19 protein-coding genes and 1 tRNA gene are annotated in these 20,426 nt (G+C 35.6%); 2 read left to right on the top strand and 18 right to left on the bottom strand.

Features of this window, described 5'->3' with window-relative positions:
* Positions 1-20: 20 nt before the first annotated feature.
* The gene (locus AABK36_RS09590) at positions 21-854 is read right to left on the bottom strand and encodes a hypothetical protein (RefSeq protein ID WP_309939735.1); all 834 of its coding nucleotides are present in this window, start codon (positions 852-854) and stop codon (positions 21-23) included.
* 276 nt (positions 855-1,130) lie between these two features.
* Between AABK36_RS09590 and AABK36_RS09585 the strand changes: the two genes are divergently transcribed.
* Both AABK36_RS09585 and AABK36_RS09580 read left to right on the top strand, forming a co-directional pair.
* The gene (locus tag AABK36_RS09585; protein WP_309939734.1) at positions 1,131-1,625 is read left to right on the top strand and encodes a hypothetical protein; all 495 of its coding nucleotides are present in this window, start codon (positions 1,131-1,133) and stop codon (positions 1,623-1,625) included.
* A gap of 8 nt (positions 1,626-1,633) precedes the next feature.
* Positions 1,634-2,545 (top strand): OmpA family protein, encoded by a 912-nt coding sequence (locus AABK36_RS09580; RefSeq protein ID WP_309939733.1) that lies wholly within the window; start codon positions 1,634-1,636, stop codon positions 2,543-2,545.
* A 325-nt stretch (positions 2,546-2,870) separates the two neighbouring features.
* Here AABK36_RS09580 and AABK36_RS09575 read toward each other — a convergent pair whose 3' ends face one another.
* From AABK36_RS09575 to AABK36_RS09495, 17 genes are all read right to left on the bottom strand, one after another.
* Complete coding sequence (locus AABK36_RS09575; protein WP_309939732.1) at positions 2,871-3,419, bottom strand: hypothetical protein; 549 nt, start codon at positions 3,417-3,419, stop codon at positions 2,871-2,873.
* Between the two features lie 210 nt (positions 3,420-3,629).
* Positions 3,630-4,802: a site-specific integrase gene (locus AABK36_RS09570; protein ID WP_309939731.1), complete on the bottom strand. Its 1,173-nt coding sequence runs from the start codon at positions 4,800-4,802 to the stop codon at positions 3,630-3,632.
* A 156-nt stretch (positions 4,803-4,958) separates the two neighbouring features.
* A tRNA-Arg gene (locus AABK36_RS09565) sits at positions 4,959-5,032 on the bottom strand.
* A 134-nt stretch (positions 5,033-5,166) separates the two neighbouring features.
* Positions 5,167-6,489 (bottom strand): DEAD/DEAH box helicase, encoded by a 1,323-nt coding sequence (locus tag AABK36_RS09560; RefSeq protein WP_309939730.1) that lies wholly within the window; start codon positions 6,487-6,489, stop codon positions 5,167-5,169.
* A gap of 33 nt (positions 6,490-6,522) precedes the next feature.
* The gene (locus tag AABK36_RS09555; RefSeq protein WP_309939729.1) at positions 6,523-9,105 is read right to left on the bottom strand and encodes a hypothetical protein; all 2,583 of its coding nucleotides are present in this window, start codon (positions 9,103-9,105) and stop codon (positions 6,523-6,525) included.
* A 282-nt stretch (positions 9,106-9,387) separates the two neighbouring features.
* The gene (locus AABK36_RS09550; RefSeq protein ID WP_309939728.1) at positions 9,388-10,578 is read right to left on the bottom strand and encodes a phosphoglycerate kinase; all 1,191 of its coding nucleotides are present in this window, start codon (positions 10,576-10,578) and stop codon (positions 9,388-9,390) included.
* 34 nt (positions 10,579-10,612) lie between these two features.
* Positions 10,613-11,578 carry an L-threonylcarbamoyladenylate synthase gene (locus tag AABK36_RS09545; protein WP_309939727.1) on the bottom strand — a complete coding sequence of 322 codons (966 nt, stop codon included), beginning with the start codon at positions 11,576-11,578 and terminating at the stop codon, positions 10,613-10,615.
* 37 nt (positions 11,579-11,615) lie between these two features.
* Positions 11,616-12,323: a tetratricopeptide repeat protein gene (locus AABK36_RS09540; RefSeq protein ID WP_309939726.1), complete on the bottom strand. Its 708-nt coding sequence runs from the start codon at positions 12,321-12,323 to the stop codon at positions 11,616-11,618.
* A gap of 83 nt (positions 12,324-12,406) precedes the next feature.
* On the bottom strand, positions 12,407-13,162 hold the full coding sequence (locus AABK36_RS09535) for a DUF3575 domain-containing protein (protein WP_309939725.1): 756 nt from the start codon (positions 13,160-13,162) through the stop codon (positions 12,407-12,409).
* Between the two features lie 77 nt (positions 13,163-13,239).
* Complete coding sequence (locus tag AABK36_RS09530) at positions 13,240-14,070, bottom strand: DUF6263 family protein (RefSeq protein ID WP_309939724.1); 831 nt, start codon at positions 14,068-14,070, stop codon at positions 13,240-13,242.
* A gap of 68 nt (positions 14,071-14,138) precedes the next feature.
* Positions 14,139-15,791, bottom strand: a complete 1,653-nt coding sequence (locus AABK36_RS09525) for a pyruvate dehydrogenase complex dihydrolipoamide acetyltransferase (RefSeq protein WP_309939723.1) — start codon at positions 15,789-15,791, stop codon at positions 14,139-14,141.
* 298 nt (positions 15,792-16,089) lie between these two features.
* Positions 16,090-17,022, bottom strand: a complete 933-nt coding sequence (locus AABK36_RS09520; protein WP_309939722.1) for a chromosome segregation protein SMC — start codon at positions 17,020-17,022, stop codon at positions 16,090-16,092.
* 306 nt (positions 17,023-17,328) lie between these two features.
* Positions 17,329-17,715, bottom strand: a complete 387-nt coding sequence (apaG, locus tag AABK36_RS09515; protein ID WP_309939721.1) for a Co2+/Mg2+ efflux protein ApaG — start codon at positions 17,713-17,715, stop codon at positions 17,329-17,331.
* 145 nt (positions 17,716-17,860) lie between these two features.
* Positions 17,861-18,445 carry a pseudouridine synthase gene (locus AABK36_RS09510; RefSeq protein ID WP_309939720.1) on the bottom strand — a complete coding sequence of 195 codons (585 nt, stop codon included), beginning with the start codon at positions 18,443-18,445 and terminating at the stop codon, positions 17,861-17,863.
* A gap of 176 nt (positions 18,446-18,621) precedes the next feature.
* On the bottom strand, positions 18,622-19,467 hold the full coding sequence (locus AABK36_RS09505; RefSeq protein ID WP_309939719.1) for a DUF2911 domain-containing protein: 846 nt from the start codon (positions 19,465-19,467) through the stop codon (positions 18,622-18,624).
* 25 nt (positions 19,468-19,492) lie between these two features.
* On the bottom strand, positions 19,493-19,882 hold the full coding sequence (locus tag AABK36_RS09500; protein ID WP_309939718.1) for a DUF1987 domain-containing protein: 390 nt from the start codon (positions 19,880-19,882) through the stop codon (positions 19,493-19,495).
* Between the two features lie 6 nt (positions 19,883-19,888).
* The gene (locus AABK36_RS09495) at positions 19,889-20,422 is read right to left on the bottom strand and encodes a SiaB family protein kinase (RefSeq protein WP_309939717.1); all 534 of its coding nucleotides are present in this window, start codon (positions 20,420-20,422) and stop codon (positions 19,889-19,891) included.
* Between the last annotated feature and the right edge of the window lie 4 nt (positions 20,423-20,426).

The following is a 20,426-nucleotide window of genomic DNA, read 5'->3' as shown; positions in this document are numbered from 1 at the left end:
AAGGAGGATAAAATGATTTTTTAATCATTCACTATTGCTAATTTTTTTTTACTAAAATTAATTTTATTCTTGTCTTCAAGAGAAGGATAAGTAGGTTTTTTATCATGCGTAAATTTTGATGGATGATAGTATTTACAATAATTATCATTCGTAATACACCCCTTCTGCTCTAGCTTATATTCAACAACATCTTGCAATGTAAATTTTTCATAGCCAAACTGTCGTCTAACTTCGAACAACACTTTATCAGATTTAGTATTTGTAAATTTTAAACCAAATTTTTGAATATATTCATCATCAAGATTTTGATATACATTTTTACAATTAGACAATTTATAAGATCCTTGAGTACAAAGGTTAAAAATCAACTTAGGAGAAACACTTTTTACTCGGTTTATAAAATCAATATTATAATCTATCCAATTTTTAATCCAGTTTTCATTTCGTATATCTATATTCTCATCACTGTCAAGATTTTTGCCTAGAGAATTCTGAAATTGTATCGCATTTATAAGAACTACTTCATATTTCTTTGATTTTTCATAAAATGATGTCATTATTTTCTGAAGAATATTAATCAATGCTTCCCTAGATTTGTTATTATTTAATGGTCTAGAATAATATTTTTTTCCATCCTCACAAGAAAGCGACAAATTCTCAAATTCATAAATATGAGGGCTCTCTAATATAACAGCTATTACATTATCGCTTTTAATACCCTCTGAATGAACAAACTTCGATTTGTAGTCTTCTCTTAATTTAAAAGTCCAACAATTATTACTTCGTAGAAAAAAAAGTTCACCAATATATTCATCTTTAACTAACTTTAGTCTTGATTTCTCTAAGTTATTCATATTTAAGCAAAAGATTTATTAATCTAAACTGTTAGAGTTTGACTCTATACATTTAAATTTATTTCCATAAAATTTAAATATAAACAATAATTAGATCCTTTTTAGGGAAATTATTACATTCCTTAACCAAATACTTACTTTATCAAATTTTAAATAACGATGCAAAACAATAATGCACACCTACCCAAAAAATAATTTAATTCAATTAAAACATTGAAAGTTATCAACTTAAGAGTAAATTTATGAATCCTATTAACAATTAAAACAACTAAATTAATGATGTTTGATAGAATTCTCCCCGGTGGAGCATCAATATTTGAAGACATAAAATGTAATAGTGAAACATATGAAATCCTTTTAAACGAATATATTATTCAAGATAAAATCAAACTTAAAGGCATTGAAATAAAACTATTTGAAGTTGAAATAATTCATTTGATTCGGGTTAAAAACTATTTAATTAGAAAATATAGTATAAAAAACGACAAAATAAGAAATAGTGCTTTATACTTCTTCTATTTAAATTATCATATTTATATTTTTCAACCAAAAATTCTTCTAATGAGATATTATGAAAAATCACCAAGTTTTATTGAAAAATATATAGATCAAATAAATGAAAATAGTACTAATAATTTAACCAAAATAATCTTTAATGAAATTGATGAAATTTTTAGCAATATTGAAAATGATGATTCTATTGAAAAAATTTTAAAAAAAATCTCAGAAATGAATAAGGACAAGAAGTTAAAAATCATCAATTTCAATTAATCTATTTAATGAATTCGGATATTAATAAAATTACAGTAGCAAAAAACCGTATAAATCTCAGCACATTTTTGCTTACAACCTCAATTGTCTTGTTCATATTAAATATCAACTTTTCAATTCATTCAAATGAACTTAATAAATTCATATATATAATTTTATCGATATTACTTCTTCTACCTTGTTTCTATTTTTATTTATCAATAAATAACAAGATAAATAAAAATGGTAGTCAAGGGTTTTGGCATCAAGCAATTGGGCATAGGGACGTAATATTTCTAATTACTTTTTTATTTTTTTCTTTTGTACTATTCACATACCTAGCCTTCTCACAAAACAGCGAAAAAACACAAGAAAACACAAGCTTTACAACAATTGAATTTAGCTTAATAAATATAGTAGCATGTATTCTTATATTATCTTTCTTTATTTTTATTATTCTCAAACAGAAAACTTCTATCGCAATTGCTTCTTTAATCTCAGGTTGTTCTTTACTAGCAATTGAACAATTAACATTAAATCTAACATTACGCAATACAACTGAATATAAACAAAAAGTTTCGAATGATCTGAACTCATATAAACCTAAATTTTTGACAGAAATTAAGCACTTTAAATCAGGAGAGTACTTTTTAACTAACCAAATGAAAGGCGACTTAATTAAATACAAAGAATCATTAGTTAATTCAAGCGCTATTTTATTGATTGGTAGTGCAGATAAAAGACAATTAACTGGAAAACTTAAATATAAAATAGGTTCAAATTTTGAACTATCCACATTAAGAGCAATCAGTGTAAAGAATTATTTAATCACCAATACAGATATTAATGAAGACAAAATTATTATATTATCAAAAGGTGGAATTGAAAGTGACACTAATAGGCTTTATAATGACAGATCTGTAGAGATTTATATTATGTAATATCACAATAAATAGACATAAGAATTAATATTTACATCTACATTGTCTTTTCCCACTTTTAATAGCTTCGGATTTCTTCATAGTCCAAATCTCAGATTTACATTGAAATTCAAGAGCATTATGAGACAAAACATTGTGAAATATTTTACTTGTACCACAAATATAAACTATTGGGTCATCTTGAGCATTAACAATATCTAAACCTGTAAAAAATACAAATATTATTACTATAATAAAATTTCTCATGTCATTTTTAGAATGATATGAAGAAAAATCATACCATAAAATGGTTTGAATATTTCGACAAATATTCAAACCATTATCTTTAAAGAGTAATTACTTTTACTTTATTCCCTCCGGTATAAATCAAACCATCGTGTTCTTGTTTTTTTGCTACCTTTTTTGAAACATTATTGAACACGCCATAAATATAGTATATTTTAGGAGTGAGTGATTGTGAAGGTAGCTTTTTCATGTCAACAACATTGTAATCTAAATCTATTGGTTCTGAATAAACAAAAATAGGTTTATCGTCTAAGTTATCAGAGTTATTCAAAACAGCTATGCCATTTGACTTTTCTTTAAATTTTATAGCAAAGGCTGTATTTCCAGAATAGTAGATAATTGCATCAGCTTGAGGATGTGTTTTAGATGCTTTTACAACTAGCCTGCTAACCATTGCTTGAATAGTGTTTTTTTCAAATCCAGTACTTACGATTTGGACCGTACCAAGCTTTTCATATTCAGTTTCTGGTTCTGCTAATACATATAATTCGAGACCATTCATTCTTTCAACCTTAGCTTTAAAAGTTTGTGCCACTAAATTTGAAAAAGAAGCGAAAATAATAATTAAAAATAAAAATAATTTTTTCATTATAATGAGAATTTTAAATGAGATATATGTCCAAATTTAATAATTCCAATAATTTTCAAAACATAAAAAACAATCATTTTCTTACATTAAACTTAAAAAGACAATATAATTCCATATCAGATTTCAACCACGAAACTGCGTATTATTTTACCACGAAATGAGAATAAATTGAAAGGGTATGAGAATTATAAGTTGAAAAAAGTAATGATCTTACATCAAACCAAATGCTTGCCTAAAGTCTTCAATCACTTTTTTAGGCAAAATCTCGGCATAATGGCGTAATGTAGTCTTGAGATCGCTATGACCTAATGCTTTCATTACTGATACAGCATTCACTTCATTATTAAAAAGCCAAGTAGCAAATGTCTTTCTACCTATATGGGAGCTTAATGACATTCGAATATCACACAAATCAGCAACCTCTTTAAGGTACTTATTATATTTCTGATTGCTGATTATAGGCAACTTGTATTCATATTTTTCAAGGATCGTAATTGCCTCCGGCATCAACGGAACTACGCTGTAAGTGCTTGATTTTTGTCGTTGTTGCTGGATGAAAGGTCCTTGCTTTGCAAACTTCACATGCGCTTCGCTCTGAAATGCCTTTAGATCGCAATAAGAAAGCCCTGTTCTGCATTGGAAGTAAAATATATCTCTTACCCTCTCATGTCGCTTATCTTCAAATTCAGCTTGTTTAAGGCGTTCCATATCTTGATCATCAACAAAATCAATCGGCTTAATCTCATTTCTCATCTTAGCCTCAAAACTCTTGAGTGGATTCGTCTCAATATAGTCTCTCTTGAAACCATAATCCAAAGCAGCCTGAATTAGCTTAACAAGCTTGACTGCCGTATTATGGCTTACTTCACAGTCTTTTTTCAAGTACAATAAAAAATCATCTCCAAAGCATCTATCGATATCATCCGCTTGTAAATTCTTATTATTTACCTTCTCTAGGTAATTAAAAAGGTGCCTTAATGCATTACGGGAATTTTTCAATGTATTGTAAGCAAGTCCTTGATCCTCACGATATTGAATGAACTCTTCGACAATTTCTACCAGTTTGTAGTGTACTTTTCTATTTCCTTGGTAAATATCTTTGACAATTTTTGAACTTACGAGTTTTCCAAAAGAAATAAGCGCATTGTAAATTCTTTCTAATTTAGCTCTCATATTATGAAGAACTGTATTGTGAATCTGAGACAATTCACCAGAGCTTGTAATACGGCCATAGCCTTTACTATTCCATTCCTCTGGAGCAACTCTTACATTTGTTGAAATTGACGCTATTTGGCCTTTGTAATTGATTTTACAGTAAATAGGGGCTCTTCCGTCCTCTGAAATGCGGTCTTTTCTGAGCCACATGTTAATATTAAATTTCATAGTATTAAAAATTGGTTACTAATGAGTGGGGATAATTATGGATGTGTAACCTTTTTCTATGGACATAAAAAAAGGGTTAATCTTAGAGATTACCCTTACCAACCTTTAAAAGGCCTTTGAAATTCGCTTGTTAAAGTGCTTATTTTCAGCCATTTGTGATCCCGGAAGGAGTCGAACCCTCAACCTCTGGAGCCGAAATCCAGCGCTCTATCCAGTTGAGCTACGGGACCATCGCCTATCGCTATAGGGTCTGCAAATATATATGTTTTATTTTAATATTAAAATTTCTACCTATTATTTTGACTCATGCCAGAACACATCAATTATACGCTCTAAAATTATACAAAACAGTCTTCAAATCGCCTTATCTGATCATGCCAACCCTGACTGGCTTTTTCTTGATTTTCTTGCCTTTCAAGTTCTTCAAGAGCGTTTTCTCCTCTCCCCTTTTCAATGCAACAACTGAAATAAAGTCCAATACGTCAATCTTGCCCAATGATGCTTTCTCTACTCCTCCTTGCTGACAAAAAAAGCCTACAAGATCAATTTTATTGACTTTATCCTTCTTGCCTCTGCCTACAAAGATACTAACCCACTCCGGCAAAGGATACTGAGTTTTCAAATCTACCTCGTCCAAATCCACTCGCTCCACATCCCTCTTTACATACTTGGGAATATCGCCTTCAGTCAACATCAAATACGAAGTTCCCTCAGCTGTCATCCTCGCAGTCCTCCCATTTCGATGTATGTAAGCATCTTCTTTCACAGGCAACTGATAATGCATAACGTGTTTGATTTCTGGTATATCCAAACCTCTTGCTGCCAAATCCGTCACTACCAATAAATTGATGCTTCCATTTCTCAACTTGATCAAAGCTTTCTCTCTTGATTCTTGGTCTCTATCGCCATGGTAAACATCATGAGGGACCAGATGATCTTTCAAAAAATCACTCAACCTATCCACGGCTTGTTTATGATTGCAAAAAACAAGCGTTCTTCCTTGTTCTACCGACAGCAATAATTTCAACAAGTCTTCAGATTTCTCTTCAGGCTTTGAATAAATTGCCTTTTGCGAAATTTTAATTTTACTCTCGTCTTCCAAAAAGTCAATGACTTTGGGTTTAGAGATCCCAGTAAACTGAGGAATCTCTTCCATCTTGGTCGCAGAAACCAACATTTTAAACTCCAAATGATAAAGACTGGAAATTATCCATTGCATGTCTTTTTGAAAACCAAGTTCCAAGGATTTGTCAAACTCATCCAACACCAGCATCTCCACATCAGAATAATCAAAAGTTCCTTTTTCCATATGATCCCTTAATCGACCTGGCGTGCCAACTATAAGATCAACATCTGCTTTTAAATTATTTTTTTCCACAGAAAAAGCATGTCCACCAAAACAACTGACTACATGAAATTCCGACTTTAATGATTTAAACACTGCCTCAATCTGAAGAGCCAACTCTCGGGATGGAGACAGAATAATGCTCTGAACTCCCTTTCCTTTTGTCAGTTTTTGAGCTAATGAAAGCAAAAATGCCAAAGTCTTCCCACTGCCAGTAGGCGAGAATAACATAATTTCATCCGACTCTGTACTTGCTTTGATAGTTGACTTTTGCATTTCATTCAGATCAACTATGCCCGCTTGGCTATATAATTTTTTCAAAAATTCGTTTCTATCCTTCATACGGCAAAGTTATGGATAATTCCCAAAACCTCTCTAATATTCTTCTTGATGCACCTCAATATATTGAAAAGCGCTTTCCTGTTCTTTTATTCTTCTTTTGAAAGTTCCCTTTTCCTGCATGATCTGAGATTTCAATTTTCCAAAGATTTTACTAATATTAACAACAATTGGATCAGTGGATCTCTGACCTGAAGGGTATTTTCTTTTCCACTGAGTCATTAATCGGTCCATTTGGTCCATTATCTGCTTCGCAAGTTGAGCTCTTGCCTCTAATATGGAATATGACTCTATTTGCAAATATGCCCCAGTATCTGGGTGAGGAGTATCAAGCAATTCGAATTTATAAGGAAAAAATCTCATGATCGCTTTCTTAAGTCTTGCTCGATGTTGATCGAAAAACTCATACGTTTCTTTACGAGGAGCAATCAAGTCTTCCAATGACATGGCATGCATCAAATCTAGTGTCAAATTATCCATATGAACGACAAGATCCAAATCAGCTTGTTCCCAACCCTCAAACCAAGCTCTTCTAACTAATCTGGAAGTAGTTTGCTCAAGAGCTCCAATATTTTCACTTAATGCATCTCCTTCAACATCAATCGAGCAAAACTCTTCAAGCAAACTCTTGCTATCCGGGTACTTTTCAGCAAACTTCAAATCAACAAACTCTGAAACAGTCAGCTTCTTAAATTCTCTCACTCCTCCAAATGCTTCTTGCCCTTGAGTTTTTATTCCCAAATACGTTGTATTAAGCTTCATATAAAACAAATCCCTGTACAATTTTTTATGCAATGCGGTCGCGTATTCCATTTCATCTTCCAGTATCGTTTTAGCCAAAGGCGGGTTGCAATTTAATATCGCGAAGACTTCCTCTCTAGTATATGTAGGATCTCCATTATCTTTTAACTCCACACTGGATAATAAAAATTCTCTCTCACTTTCATCGAGCAACATCAGCTCATGTTCCAACATCCTTGGAGCCATAAAATCATCGCTCGGAATTTCATCCACTTTCCTACTTCCTGCTCCTTTTTGATCCAAGTGCATACTCAAGCCTCTTTTTCTCAATTTCAACTCACGAATTCTACGATACACCCTTGCCTTATCGGATTTTTCCAAATGTTTTTGGCCCAACAACAAATAATTGGCTTGAATCTCTCGCTCAATATCTTTTGTATCCGTATAATTTTCTCCTTGCTGCTCCGCGTAAAGATACTCCTGCCTTGTCACTTGATCGATTCTCCTATTCAAATCACCCGCCTTGCCAATAAGCACATCACGAGACTCTACATCCTCATTTCCGGAAAAATCTTCTTTAGCTACTGACAATTTATGCGCGACCTCCTCAAGCTCTGCCTCCAATTGTTTCCTCTCTTCTTGTAAATTCTCCAGCATCAACGCTGGTGTGTATTCTTCTGAATCATCAGGCTCCATACCTTGAAAACTAGCAGCAACCGAAGCAGTTCTTCTTTCCTCACGACCTGAACGCTCTACAAAACCCCTATAAACATCTTCCAAATTCTCAGCAAGCCTAATGCAAAATTTAAACTCCCTTTCCTCATTGGCATGATCGGCAAAAGAACCGAAAGCTGTCGTCATCTCAGCATCCGCTTCTTCAAACTTTCTTTGTTTTTCGAGCATTTTTTGCTTCAACTCATCTATTTCAGCCTTCAAGCCGGAAGCTTTTTGTTTCTCTATTTTCTCCAACCTAAGCTTCGCGAACACATAGCCTTCACCTTTCTTGCTAACAATTTTTCTTAATTCTTCTTCATCATCGTCCGGACAGTATTCCTTCACTTCCATTCTTTCCAATAAATCCATTTTTGCCTCGGACAAAGCCTCATTCGCTTGGAAGCGAGCCTTAGCCAACTCCTGATACCTTTCATCTTGAGCTTGTATTTCCATACGCTGATTAGCGGTTGCCATCCTCTTGCGTTGATGAGACTTATACTTTTCAAGAGCAGGAAGCATCAACTTATCAATCTTGCATGCTCTTATCGTTTCATCATCCACAGCTCCATCTGTTTCATCTAAAAATGGATTGACAACCTCCGCTTCTTCAGTTTGTCTTCCGAATCTTATTTCATGCAGTCGTTTTGCCAATCTTTTAAATGGTATTTCGGCTAAGCAAAAATTGGCCAGATCAGGAAATCTTCTCGGCAACCCTGTTTCAAGCTTTTCATCTTCGATGATAGTATCAATATTCTGATACCTATCCAATAAATTTAGAATATCAAGCAATTCAGCATGACCGGTCAAATGCCATTCTGTCAAATCGGATGCTGTCGGCACATAATTCCCAGACTTCCGCTTCGTTGTGCTAGCTTCCAATGCATATTTGGGATCTGCCTTAGCTGTTGACTTAACTGTGAAATCAAAAAACTTTTCGCGATTAAATCGCCTTGCGGATCTCTTAGGCACAGGCTCTCTTTCATTTGGCTTGACGGTATAAACAAAATAAGATTCATTAGCGGCATCTTCTTCATTCGCCAAGCCCAACTGCTTAACGATTTCCGCTCTAGTAAGCATGCACTGAATAGGCGGAGATTTCTGCAATCCGGCTCTGGGATTGCTCGGTTTCGATTGCGGATTTCTTTTGCCTTCAAATTTCAGCATTAAAAAAATGATTATTTGAAAAATCAAACAAGCCAAAAAAAATACGAGATATTATCGCAACATTCATCACAAATCTATCCTTAAAAACCTTCCTTACCCTCACGTTAAATACAAGTTTACTATTCAGAAATTAAACTTGCTAATTAACGGGTTGTTGCAAAATCCTTGATCATTATTTAATAATGCACGTCAAATTCATATTCGATCATTATCCGGATCATTACAACAACAAAAAAAGCCCCCAAATTGGAGGCTTTCAATTTCCTATAAGCTTGAAAAATATTAATCTTCCAAAGCAGCTATACCCGGCAATACTTTGCCTTCCATAAACTCTAACAATGCTCCACCACCTGTCGAAACATAAGAAACTCTATCGCCGAATCCTAAATTGTTAACCGCAGAAGCAGAATCACCTCCACCAATCAAAGAAAACGCGCCATTTTCCTCAGTAGCCTTCACAACAGCTTTAGCCACCTCGATAGTTCCTTTAGCGAAATTAGGCATTTCAAACACACCCATTGGTCCATTCCATAGGATAGTTTTTGACGACTCGATAATCTTTGCGAAATCTTCCACAGTTTTTGGTCCGATATCCAAGCCCATGTAGCCTTCAGGAATTTCACCAGCTGCAGTTATTTGAGTATTCGCATCGTTATTGAAAGCATCAGCTACAACATCATCTTTAGGCAATAAAAGATTAACGCCTTTTGATTTTGCTTTTTCTAGCAATTCTTTCGCATAGTCGATTCTATCTTCCTCCACCAATGAGTTTCCGATATTACCTCCCAAAGCTTTCACGAAAGTATAAGTCATTCCACCTCCGATGATCAAATTGTCAACTCTATCCAACAACTGCTCGATGATCAAGATTTTATCAGAGATCTTCGCGCCACCCATGATAGCAGTCAAAGGCTTCTCTCCGGTCTTCAATACTTTATTCGCATTGTCAACTTCTCTTTGCAACACGTATCCTGCAACTTTATCCTTAACGAACTTTGATATCACAGCTGTGGAAGCGTGAGCTCTGTGAGCGGTACCGAAGGCATCCATTACCCAAACATCACCCAAATCAGCTAGCTTCTGAGCAAAAGCTTCGTCTCCTTTTTTCTCCTCAGAATAAAATCTAAGGTTTTCCAACAACAATACTTCGCCAGACTGCAATGCATCCGCTTTTGCTTTTGCTTGGTCTCCGATGCAGTCGTTAGCAAAATCAACTTTAACCCCTAATTTTTCTGACAATGCATTAACAATATGCTTTAAAGAGAATTTTTCCTCAGGTCCATTTTTAGGTCTACCCAAGTGGGACATCAAAATTACCGCACCACCATCAGACAAAATTTTCTTGATAGATGGCAAAGCCGCATTTATTCTTGTGAAATCTTTGATTTGAAAGTTCTCATCCAAAGGAACATTGAAATCTACTCTGACTACAGCTTTTCTGCCAGCGAAATTAAAGTTATCTAACGTTTTCATTAAAATATATTGTTATGTGAACAATTGCAATATGTCATTTTGCCGCCGAGCGCCTCAATCTATCATTGATCGCTCTTCCCAAACCAGTTTCCGGCATCATTTCAGCAAAGATCACCTTGACAGGTTTTGAATCCAGTTCTCTCAAGCCTTTGAACAAATTGCTTGCCGCTTCCGGCAAAGAACCTGATTCAGACATTATGAATTGGTTATCAAACGGCACTTGGTCGCTTACCTTTGTGAAAGTCAATATTCCTACTTCGCTTAAGTTAAAATCGTTATTAGCAAGCAAAAGTTTTTCAACATCTCCTAAAATCACGGGTTTGCTTGGCGCGTAATGGCTTTTAAGCATTCCGGGAGCTTTTGGATTAGACGTTGAGTGCCTATTCACCTCTACTTCGCCTATCTGTTCTTCGATTTGTTCTATTTCCAAACCTCCAAGCCTAAGCACTTTCGGTATATCACTTTCAAAGTCAATAATAGTGGATTCTATCCCCACTTTACTATGACCTCCGTCAAGTATGTAATTTATTTTTTCACCAAGTTGATCATTTACGTGCTTTGCAGACGTAGGACTGATATATCCAAATGGATTAGCGCTTGGTGCAGCCAAAGGAAAATCCAAGCTTTCAAGAAGCGACAAAGCCAAAGGGTGATTGGGAATTCTCACCGCAACTGTTTCCAAACCCGAAGTAACCAAATCAGGGATAACCTGTTTACGTCTCAAAATGACCGTAAGCGGCCCTGGCCAGAATCTATCCGCCAGCAAACTCAGCTTGTCATTATCCAAATACGCAAACTCCGCTATTCTTTCGACATCGTTCGTATGCACTATCAATGGATCGAACGAGGGTCTCCCCTTCACTTTGAATATATTCGCGCAAGCCAATGCATCATAGGCATTGCCTGCCAAACCGTACACTGTCTCGGTAGGCATTCCCACCAAGCCGCCTTCTTCCAAAATTTTCTTGGCTATGCTGATATCATCGCCAATTTTAGCCATAAGTTATTTATTATATTCTCAAAGAGAGTTTTCTCTTCTATTTGCAATTATTTTCCAAATATGTGTCAGCGTCTGACTCTCCAAGGCTTTTCGCTGTAACGAAAGCCTCACAAGCTGGAACTTTCTCGCCAAGCATAAGGTTTACTTTGCCAAGTTGAAGGAATATTTTTCCGCTTTCAGGGTTATTCTGAGCCAACTCACTGAATTTCACTCGCGCGCCATTCAAATCTCCTGTGGCAACATCTATCATTGCCAAATTGAATTTAGCCATTTGATGATTCGGGTTAAGCTGCAAAGCGAAATCATAGTCTTTTTTTGCATTTTCCAAATTCCCCAACTTGAAGTGCGCGTAAGCTCTATTATTGTACAAATCAGCGTCATTGGCTTTGATACTGATCGCTTGTGAGTAATCATATAATGCACCTTTGAGATCACCCATTTCTCTTTTAGCATTCCCTCGATTATAATAAGGCTTGTAATCCGAAGAATCAATATTCAAAGCCAAATCCATCAATTCAACACAAGCTTCAAAATTACCGCTTTGAAATTCAACAACACCTTTTCCATTCAAAGCACCAAAATTATTCTCGTCAATTTCAAGTATTCTTACAAATACACTTCTAGCTTCATCCAAGTTTCCACTTGTCAAATGATCTTTAGCTTGTTGACTTAATTCACTCACGGATTCTTGACAACTGACCAAACCAAATAAAAGACAAGCCAGCACTAATCTCCACTTTTTCATAATCCACATTTTATAAAACTACCTGACAAAGGTAAATGCTGACAAGCTAATATCAAAAGTTTATTAAAAAGCTTTAGCAAAGACTAAAAAAGGATGCCTACAGAAATAGCGAATCTAGCGCCAAGCGACCACGCATTCAATGAATTTGTACCTTCAACCTTGATCTGATCATCGTCTACGACAAAATCCGGCACTTTAGCTTTCAATTGATTCAAAACCTCATTATAAGCTTCTGTTTCCTCGTCCAAAGTCAAATCTCCGTCAAAATCGAATATGCCATTATACTTGGCCATGCCAAAACCTAAAAAAGTCAAATCTATAGAAACTCTATTGCTTATGACATATTGATATCCAAGCAAAAGGCCTACGGAATATGTTTTAAGGTCAAAACCGATAGTTCCATCAACAGAATTTCCCTCTCGATCATCATACTTCACTTTATAGTCAGTAAATATTCCATAGTATTGAAAATAAGGTCCAAAATAAAATCCATCTGGAGGTCCAAATTTATTTTTTGAGGTTAAGTATCGTCGATAATCCAAGTCAAACGCAAAGCCCTCACTTTTTCTATCCATCTGGAACTCCACAGAATTTCGACTATCTGAACTAAATTTTGGCAACTGGCTATATCCCAAATACACATTGATAGAGCTTGACTTGCCCAATACCCTCTCATACCCAAACAATGGGGGATTGCCCAACAAAATCAACGTCGGCGCAAAATTCACCTTGATACTGTTCTTCCTGTGCGGCAAGGGATACAAAGAAGGTGTCTTCGATTGTTTAGATGAAACCCTCAAAGTATCGTATTGGGATTGTGACTGAACATGATTCTGCATTGCAAAAAGAAATAAGCAAAACAGAAACAGAAATTTTCGTAGCATATTTGTGAATATATTTTAATTATTCACAAATATCATTTAAATCTTCGACTTCTGAAATTTTCTGTGAGTTTTGAAACAATTTTTATCTTTTCATCAGAATTTACCACTGGCATATTCATATCCATATACATCACCATTTCTCCTTCCAGAGGAAAACATGACTCTTTATCCAATCGCTGAAAGCCTTCCAAATCTCCAACTATTTCCATTGCTGTGCTATTGGACTCAATCTTTCCCTTGTAAGAAATTACGTAAAAATCAGGCGTTACTTTGTCCAATTTATAATTAAGCTTCACGGACACGCTTTCTCCTCCATCGGAATTCACTTCCCAAGTATCCTCAAGCTCTATGGGGCCTTCAGGTAAAGGAATGAAAAAACTATTGATGCTTTCTGAAATTTGATCCGCTTGCTTTTGAGGCATTTCCGGAAATGATTCCCTCAAATTCACACGATTGAAAACATCTCCCTTGTGCGTTACGCTTAAAGACATCGGCAAATTTCTTATTTTATCATAAACAGCTACCAAATTTTCAGGTGCTTCATGGTTTTTTGTCACCGTATTGATATACACATTATCCTCGGGCATTTGCATATCCAATAAGAAATCCTTTATCTGAAACTCTAGGTGAAAATCCTTTTTCTTCTTCTTTCGAACATGAACTTCTGTATTGGTTATCATATTCATGTTGAAATCAAGTTGCTCTTCAGTGTTCAGCGAATGAAGCTGTAGCTTGGATTCAAGCTGGGTAAGGTATTTATGGCCTTTTTTCAGATGCAACTGCAGATCAGAATTCTCTTGGCCAAAAACATTAAAAGTTAAAAAAATAGAAAATAATACTAAACTCAAGCCCTTCTTTGTCATGACAATATATTTATGTAATAAAAAGGGCAAACCTTAACAGCTTGCCCGGTTTATCACATAACTATGTCTTAGACTAAAAGTCTGATTGGATCTTCCAATAGGTTTTTCAAAGTTTGTAAGAAAGAAGCCGCAACTGCGCCATCCACTACTCTATGATCACTAGAAAGTGTAACTTTCATTACATTGCCCGGCACTACTTGATTATCCTTAATCACTGGCTTCTGGTGAATACCGCCAACGGCCAAAATACAAACGTCAGGAGCATTGATAATAGCAGTGAAATCCTCCACGCCAAACATACCCAAATTAGAAATTGTAAATGTATTGCCTTCCCAATCCGATGGCTGCAACTGCTTATTCTTAGCTTTAACGCCGTAATCCTTAATTTCAGCAGAGATATGAGATACAGATTTATTATCCGTAAATTTAACCACAGGAACAAGCAAACCATCTGGAACTGCCATTGCAATACCAATGTTGATATGCTCATTGTATCTGATTTTGTCGCCAAGCCATGATGCGTTCACTCCAGGGTTTTTTCTAATAGCTGCCGCGGCGGCTTTTACGATAATATCATTGAAAGAAATCTTAACTGGAGAAATCTCATTCATGCTCTTTCTAGCTTCCATCACCTTATCCATGTTGATTTCCATCGAAACATAGAAATGAGGAGCTGTGAATTTTGACTCAGACAATCGATTGGCAATCGTCTTACGCATTTGAGAAACTGGTTCTTCTCTAAATTTCTCTTCTCCAACCACCTGAGGCAATTCGATTTTCGCTGGCGCGCTAGCGGCTTCAGCAGCTTGAGGCTTAGCAACTGGCGCTTCCGCTACCGGAACATAACTCTCAACATCTCTCTTGATAATACGTCCATTCTCTCCCGAACCTTTTATTTTCGAAAGATCATATCCTTTATCTTGAGCCATTTTCTTCGCCAAGGGAGACGCAAATACCCTTCCTTGATCAGCTCCAGTTGTATTTGATGTAACTTCCGCAGCTACAGATTCACTAGCGGCTGTTGCTGGCTTCGCTTCGTTTGCTTGAGGCTCGGCAGAACCACTAGTCGCAGAAGCCTGAGTTTCAGCTTTCAATAATGTTTGGTAATCAGCGTCTTTTTCTCCGATAATAGCTATAATTCCATCGATCTCAACAGACTGACCTGCCTCAACGCCAATATAAAGCAATGTTCCATCTTCATAAGACTCCAACTCCATGGTTGCCTTGTCAGTTTCCACTTCCGCTAGAATGTCTCCCGACTGAACATCATCGCCAACTTGCTTCAACCACGAAGAAATCACTCCTTCCTTCATAGTATCGCTCATCTTTGGCATTCTGATAACGCTAGCTGCTATATTGGAAGTATCAATAGCTTCCGCTTGAACAGTTTGCTCAGCAGGAGCCTCAGCAGTTTCTTCAGATTTTGTCTCCGCAGCGGAACCACCTGACTTGATTTGAGCAATAACGTCGTCTATATTCTCGCCTTCCTCGCCAATGATCGCTATTACAGCGTCAACAGGAACAGCTTCTTTTTCTTGAACCCCTATATACAATAGGACACCATCATCATAAGACTCAAGTTCCATAGTAGCTTTATCAGTTTCCACCTCAGCTAATATATCACCTGAATTCACCTCGTCTCCTACCTTTTTTAACCACGATGCAATCACTCCTTCTGTCATCGTGTCACTCATCTTAGGCATTCTGATTATTTCAGCCATAACAGTTATTATTGTCGATTATTGTTTTAATTCAAAAAATTCACACTCAAAAAGTTAAATCAAAAATTTTACTACAAATATTGATTCATCAAGCAATTTATAAAAAAATACTTATTATACATCCAAACCAATTTACTTTTGACGCAATAAATTACGTCTTAAAACAACTTGAAAGCATATTCTATCTGAATTTAAATATGTAGTTTAAATTATGCAAATCTTTGCTCGTTCAAAAAAAAAGCGTTTGGGATAATCGCATCCCAAACGCTTCTTAAAATCAGAAATTCAACTTTAAATGCTACTTGATTGTAAAGGATTTCACTCCCATCAAATATCCATCCGTATACAATTCGATTTTATAATTTCCTCTGTCAAATTCAGTTCCTTTATCATACAAGAAGGTAATTTCCTGTCCTGAATTGTCAAACAAGATTTCTTGCTTGGCAGTGTAGAACTCCTCTTCGCCATCCAACATAAATGTTCCTGAACCTTTCGCCACGTCAAAAATCACCTGATTTGTGTTCGTGTCTACGATTCTAAGCAAAATCTCCTTGATCTCAATTGGAGCCACCTTATTATCAGCTATGCCAAATTGAGTTTTGATCTTGAATGTATGTCTTTTTCTCCACACATCGCCTTCTCTCTCTTTGCCTTTCTCATTGATCGCAAACAAAGTGATCTTTTCCGCTTGCAATCTGGAAGCTGTCTTAATCTTGCTATTCAATTCCGATTGTTTATCATTCAAATCAGAAATCGACTTGTTCAATTTGTTTTTATCTTCCTTAAGCTGAACATTCTCCTCATGAAGAGTCTCATTCACCTCTTTAAGCTTGGCAATCTCTTTGTCTTTCTGCTTTAGAAGCTCTTTATGACCCGCTATGATTTTTCTTGCTTCCTTAAGTTGTCTATATGTATAGTCACTAGCCGACTGCAACTTTCGCTTTTCTTCTTCAAGCTCTTCTTTTGCATTTCTTAAATCCTCAACGTCACCTCCAAGTTCTTCAACTTCAGCGATTTTCTCATCCAATTCATTGGTGAGTTCGTCAATTGTATTTTTTGAAAGATTCAACTCTGATTCAATAAAATCTTTTTCTTCTCTTAATTGATAATTGTAATAAAGGTTAGCCCCTAACAAAACTATCAACAAGACAGCAAAAATGATTATAAAATTCTTCTTGTTGTTTTTTTTGCTTTCAATGATATTCGCTTCGTGCTCTTCTTTTAGTGACATTTTCGTTGTTTTATGTTTCCCACAAAAATAAGATAAATATTTTTATTTTAAAGCCTTGTTAAGAAAGCCTTAATAATGATTCGATGTTAATACTTAAAGGGTGTATAATATTCCTAAAACGAAAGAGTAGTCTGTTTATTCCCTTAAGGCATTCAATCCTGCCAAAATAAAAAAAATCGGAACAAACTCCGCCTGATTAATGGATTAATTATAGAATAAATTATTAATAAGAATTTCTGTATAATGAAAAAGTTGCTATTTATTAAACAGCAATGAAATAACAAAAAACAAATCTTCCGATTATTATTAATTCAGTTTAAATGGCACGCATAATGTGAATTCCGGAATATTCACTTCGAACTCCTCCCCTGTCATGATTTTCTCAAACATGTATTTGCCATACATCTTGCCAATACCAGATTTGAAATTACACCCTGACACATAATCATGGCTTTCCCCAGGTTCTAAAACCGGTTGCTGCCCTACTACTCCTTCTCCTACCACTTCTCTATAACTGCCATTTCCATCATGAATATTCCAAACACGAGATTTCAATTGTATAGTATAGTCTGTCAAGTTCTCGATAGAAATTTTATATGTAAACACATAATGAGCCTGAAAAGGATTCGAATAGTCTGGCTGGTACTTTTGCCTCACCGACACTCTAATGCCATTTGTCACTTCTGTTACCATATTCTTCAATAAGTTTGAATGCGATTCCAGTATATACTTATTTTTCTAAAATTAAAAGCATTAAAGGAATTATATTCAAAAAACAAATGAAATTTCAAAAAAGAGAGTACTTATATTATCCGAAGCATGACATCTGCAATAAAAACTATGCAATTTCTATAACTTCTCCCACATCCATTTGTCCAAGAACAAAATCACCTACTCTAACCCTAACCAATCTCAAAGTAGGAAACCCTACCGCGGCCGTCATTTTTCTAACTTGCCTGTTTTTCCCTTCGGTTACAACCACAGAGATCCAGCTAGTCGGACCATGCCTTGAATCACGTATATTTCTTCCTCTTGAAGGCAATTCAGGCTCTTTGTCCAACATGCGCACTTTGGAGGGAAGGGTTGTGTACTTTTTTCCTTTTACGCCAATTTCCACGCCTTTTTGCATCAGCTCAATAGCTTTGTCGTCTATCAAACCATCAACTTGCACATAATATTCCTTCTCAACATGCTTCTGTCTTAAATCAAAGCTAAACATGCCATCTGTAGTAAGCAACAACAAACCTTCCGAATCATGATCCAACCTTCCAACTGCCATGGTATTGTCAGGGAAATCGTGTAATTCTCCGAGAAGCTTCTTGTTTTTTCTAGTCTCTGGAACAAATTGGCTCAGATAGCCATAAGGTTTGTAAATTTTAAAATGCTTATGCGGTTTGTTCTTCACCTCGAAATTCTCCTTCATGTCTATTAATCAACTTTCTTGCTAACGAAAAATAATGTGATGTATTAGTTTTACCAGTAATCAATTAATTCATCCAATAACTGAAAACAACATCAACCAATCAGCATGAAATCAAAAAATCTTGAATTTGAATAAAAAAATAAGATCAGAATTGATTTCATTCTGATCTATAAACATTATCTTCTCTGAGACCAAGCGTTAATATTACGCTCAATAGCAATCGTATAATTCGAGTCACCGGCTTTTTTCGCAGCTGACAGTGCTTTCTTGCCTTCTTTCACCGCAAGTTTATAATCTAAATTGGCTGCATATGCTTCAGAAAGCAATTTCAACACCCAATATTTGCCAGATGTTTCAGCAGCCATTTTTGCATATTCCAAGCCTTTCTTATTTTCGTGAACTCCCAAATAATATCTAGCGATATTAAAATAAGTAAAATAAGGGTTCTGAATTTCTTCTAACTTCTCTTTGATATTCTCATCGGCCATCGCTAAGACAGGAACGCTAATAGGAATATTCACTTTCGTATCAGCCCATTTAAGAGTCAAATCCGCAGTTTCTGACTTTATATCACTAACTTCAAACGTAAAAGTCTCTGTATATTCAGTTGTCTCAGGCTTGACTACTGTAGCCAACACATCCAACTCTGAATCATAATCTGTCGATCCCCATTGGTCAAAATTGCTATTGAACGATACTTTCCAACTATCTTTGTTAGGAATAACAAATAACCCGTACGTTCCTTTAGGCAATTCCTTGCCATTGATAACCACATCCGTCGAAAAAGTGACTTTTGTGCATGCATTGGCTCCCGCTCTCCATACTTGATTGTATGGCACAAGGCCTCCAAAAATCTCTCTTCCCTTGGTGCTTGGTCTTGAATATTCAAGGCTTATCTCTGTCAAACCTATCTTTTGAGACATTTTGCACAAGGGACTCAACCTTGGCAAATCCTGTCCATAACCTTTCAAACAAAATAATGCGATTAGCACTACAGCAATAAATCCTGTCCTCACCTTCATCTCCCAATTATTAATACTTATCAAATCACACCTCGGTATCCTGTATTATCTCAACAGGAAAACCAAAGATCAAACTAAAATCCTCGCCAGAATCCATCATATCCTCGTCATCTTCCTCATAATACCATTTCATATACACAGAAGATTTTCCATCTTTATGAATTCTTTCAAAAAGTCTAAACATCTCAACCAAACATTTAGACGAACTTGTATTGAAATATTCAAACCTAGCTTCAATATTAATTTCTTTTGCCGGATGGTCGATATAACTCTCCAACCATTCCATCAAAGGCCTGTAATACTCTATCGAATTCTCGGGTATAGATCTACCCGCTAGTCTGAAGTCCCCCGTATCCCCTTCAAAATTAATGTAAGGTGTTTTTGGTGTTGATTTCAAATAAAAATTACTCATCATTTATCCTTAATTTACCTTAACTCTTAATACCAAAAATAAACAAGCTTGGTCATATTCTTCGAATTGAAAATTGATTTTTTGCGAGGACTTGCGCAAAATATCCAATATTCCCAATCCAGCACCTCCTGAACCTTCGAATTTTCCAAAATTCAATTTAAGCCTGTAAGCTTCGTTGAGCTGATTTACATCCAATTTGTTCGCGATCTCCAATTTTTTGGACAATCTTTCTGCCTCGCTCTTGCTAACCAAGTTCTTGGACTTGATTTCAAAAGACTGATCGCCTGTCTTGATGATGTTGAAATAATAATTCTTATTCGAATCATCCAACAAATTATAATCCGTATGTTGGAAAATATTTTGCAAGAGTTCAACTGAAATCCTGAAGATTTTCTTCCCAAATTTTCTATCCACAGACTCGCTAGAGATACTTTCATCTATCTCATTGATGATATCGTCTAATGAGTTTTCATTGACGTTGCCACTACAGCTCAAAAAATGTTGACTCCGCATATCAAAATTTTGCACAGTATTCTCAATCATAACA

It is taken from the genome of Aureibacter tunicatorum, from assembly GCF_036492635.1.
GTDB classification, from domain to species: Bacteria; Bacteroidota; Bacteroidia; order Cytophagales; family Cyclobacteriaceae; genus Aureibacter; species Aureibacter tunicatorum.
Note: the sequence above shows the minus strand (reverse complement) of the source record. Positions and strands in the feature narration are given on the sequence as shown.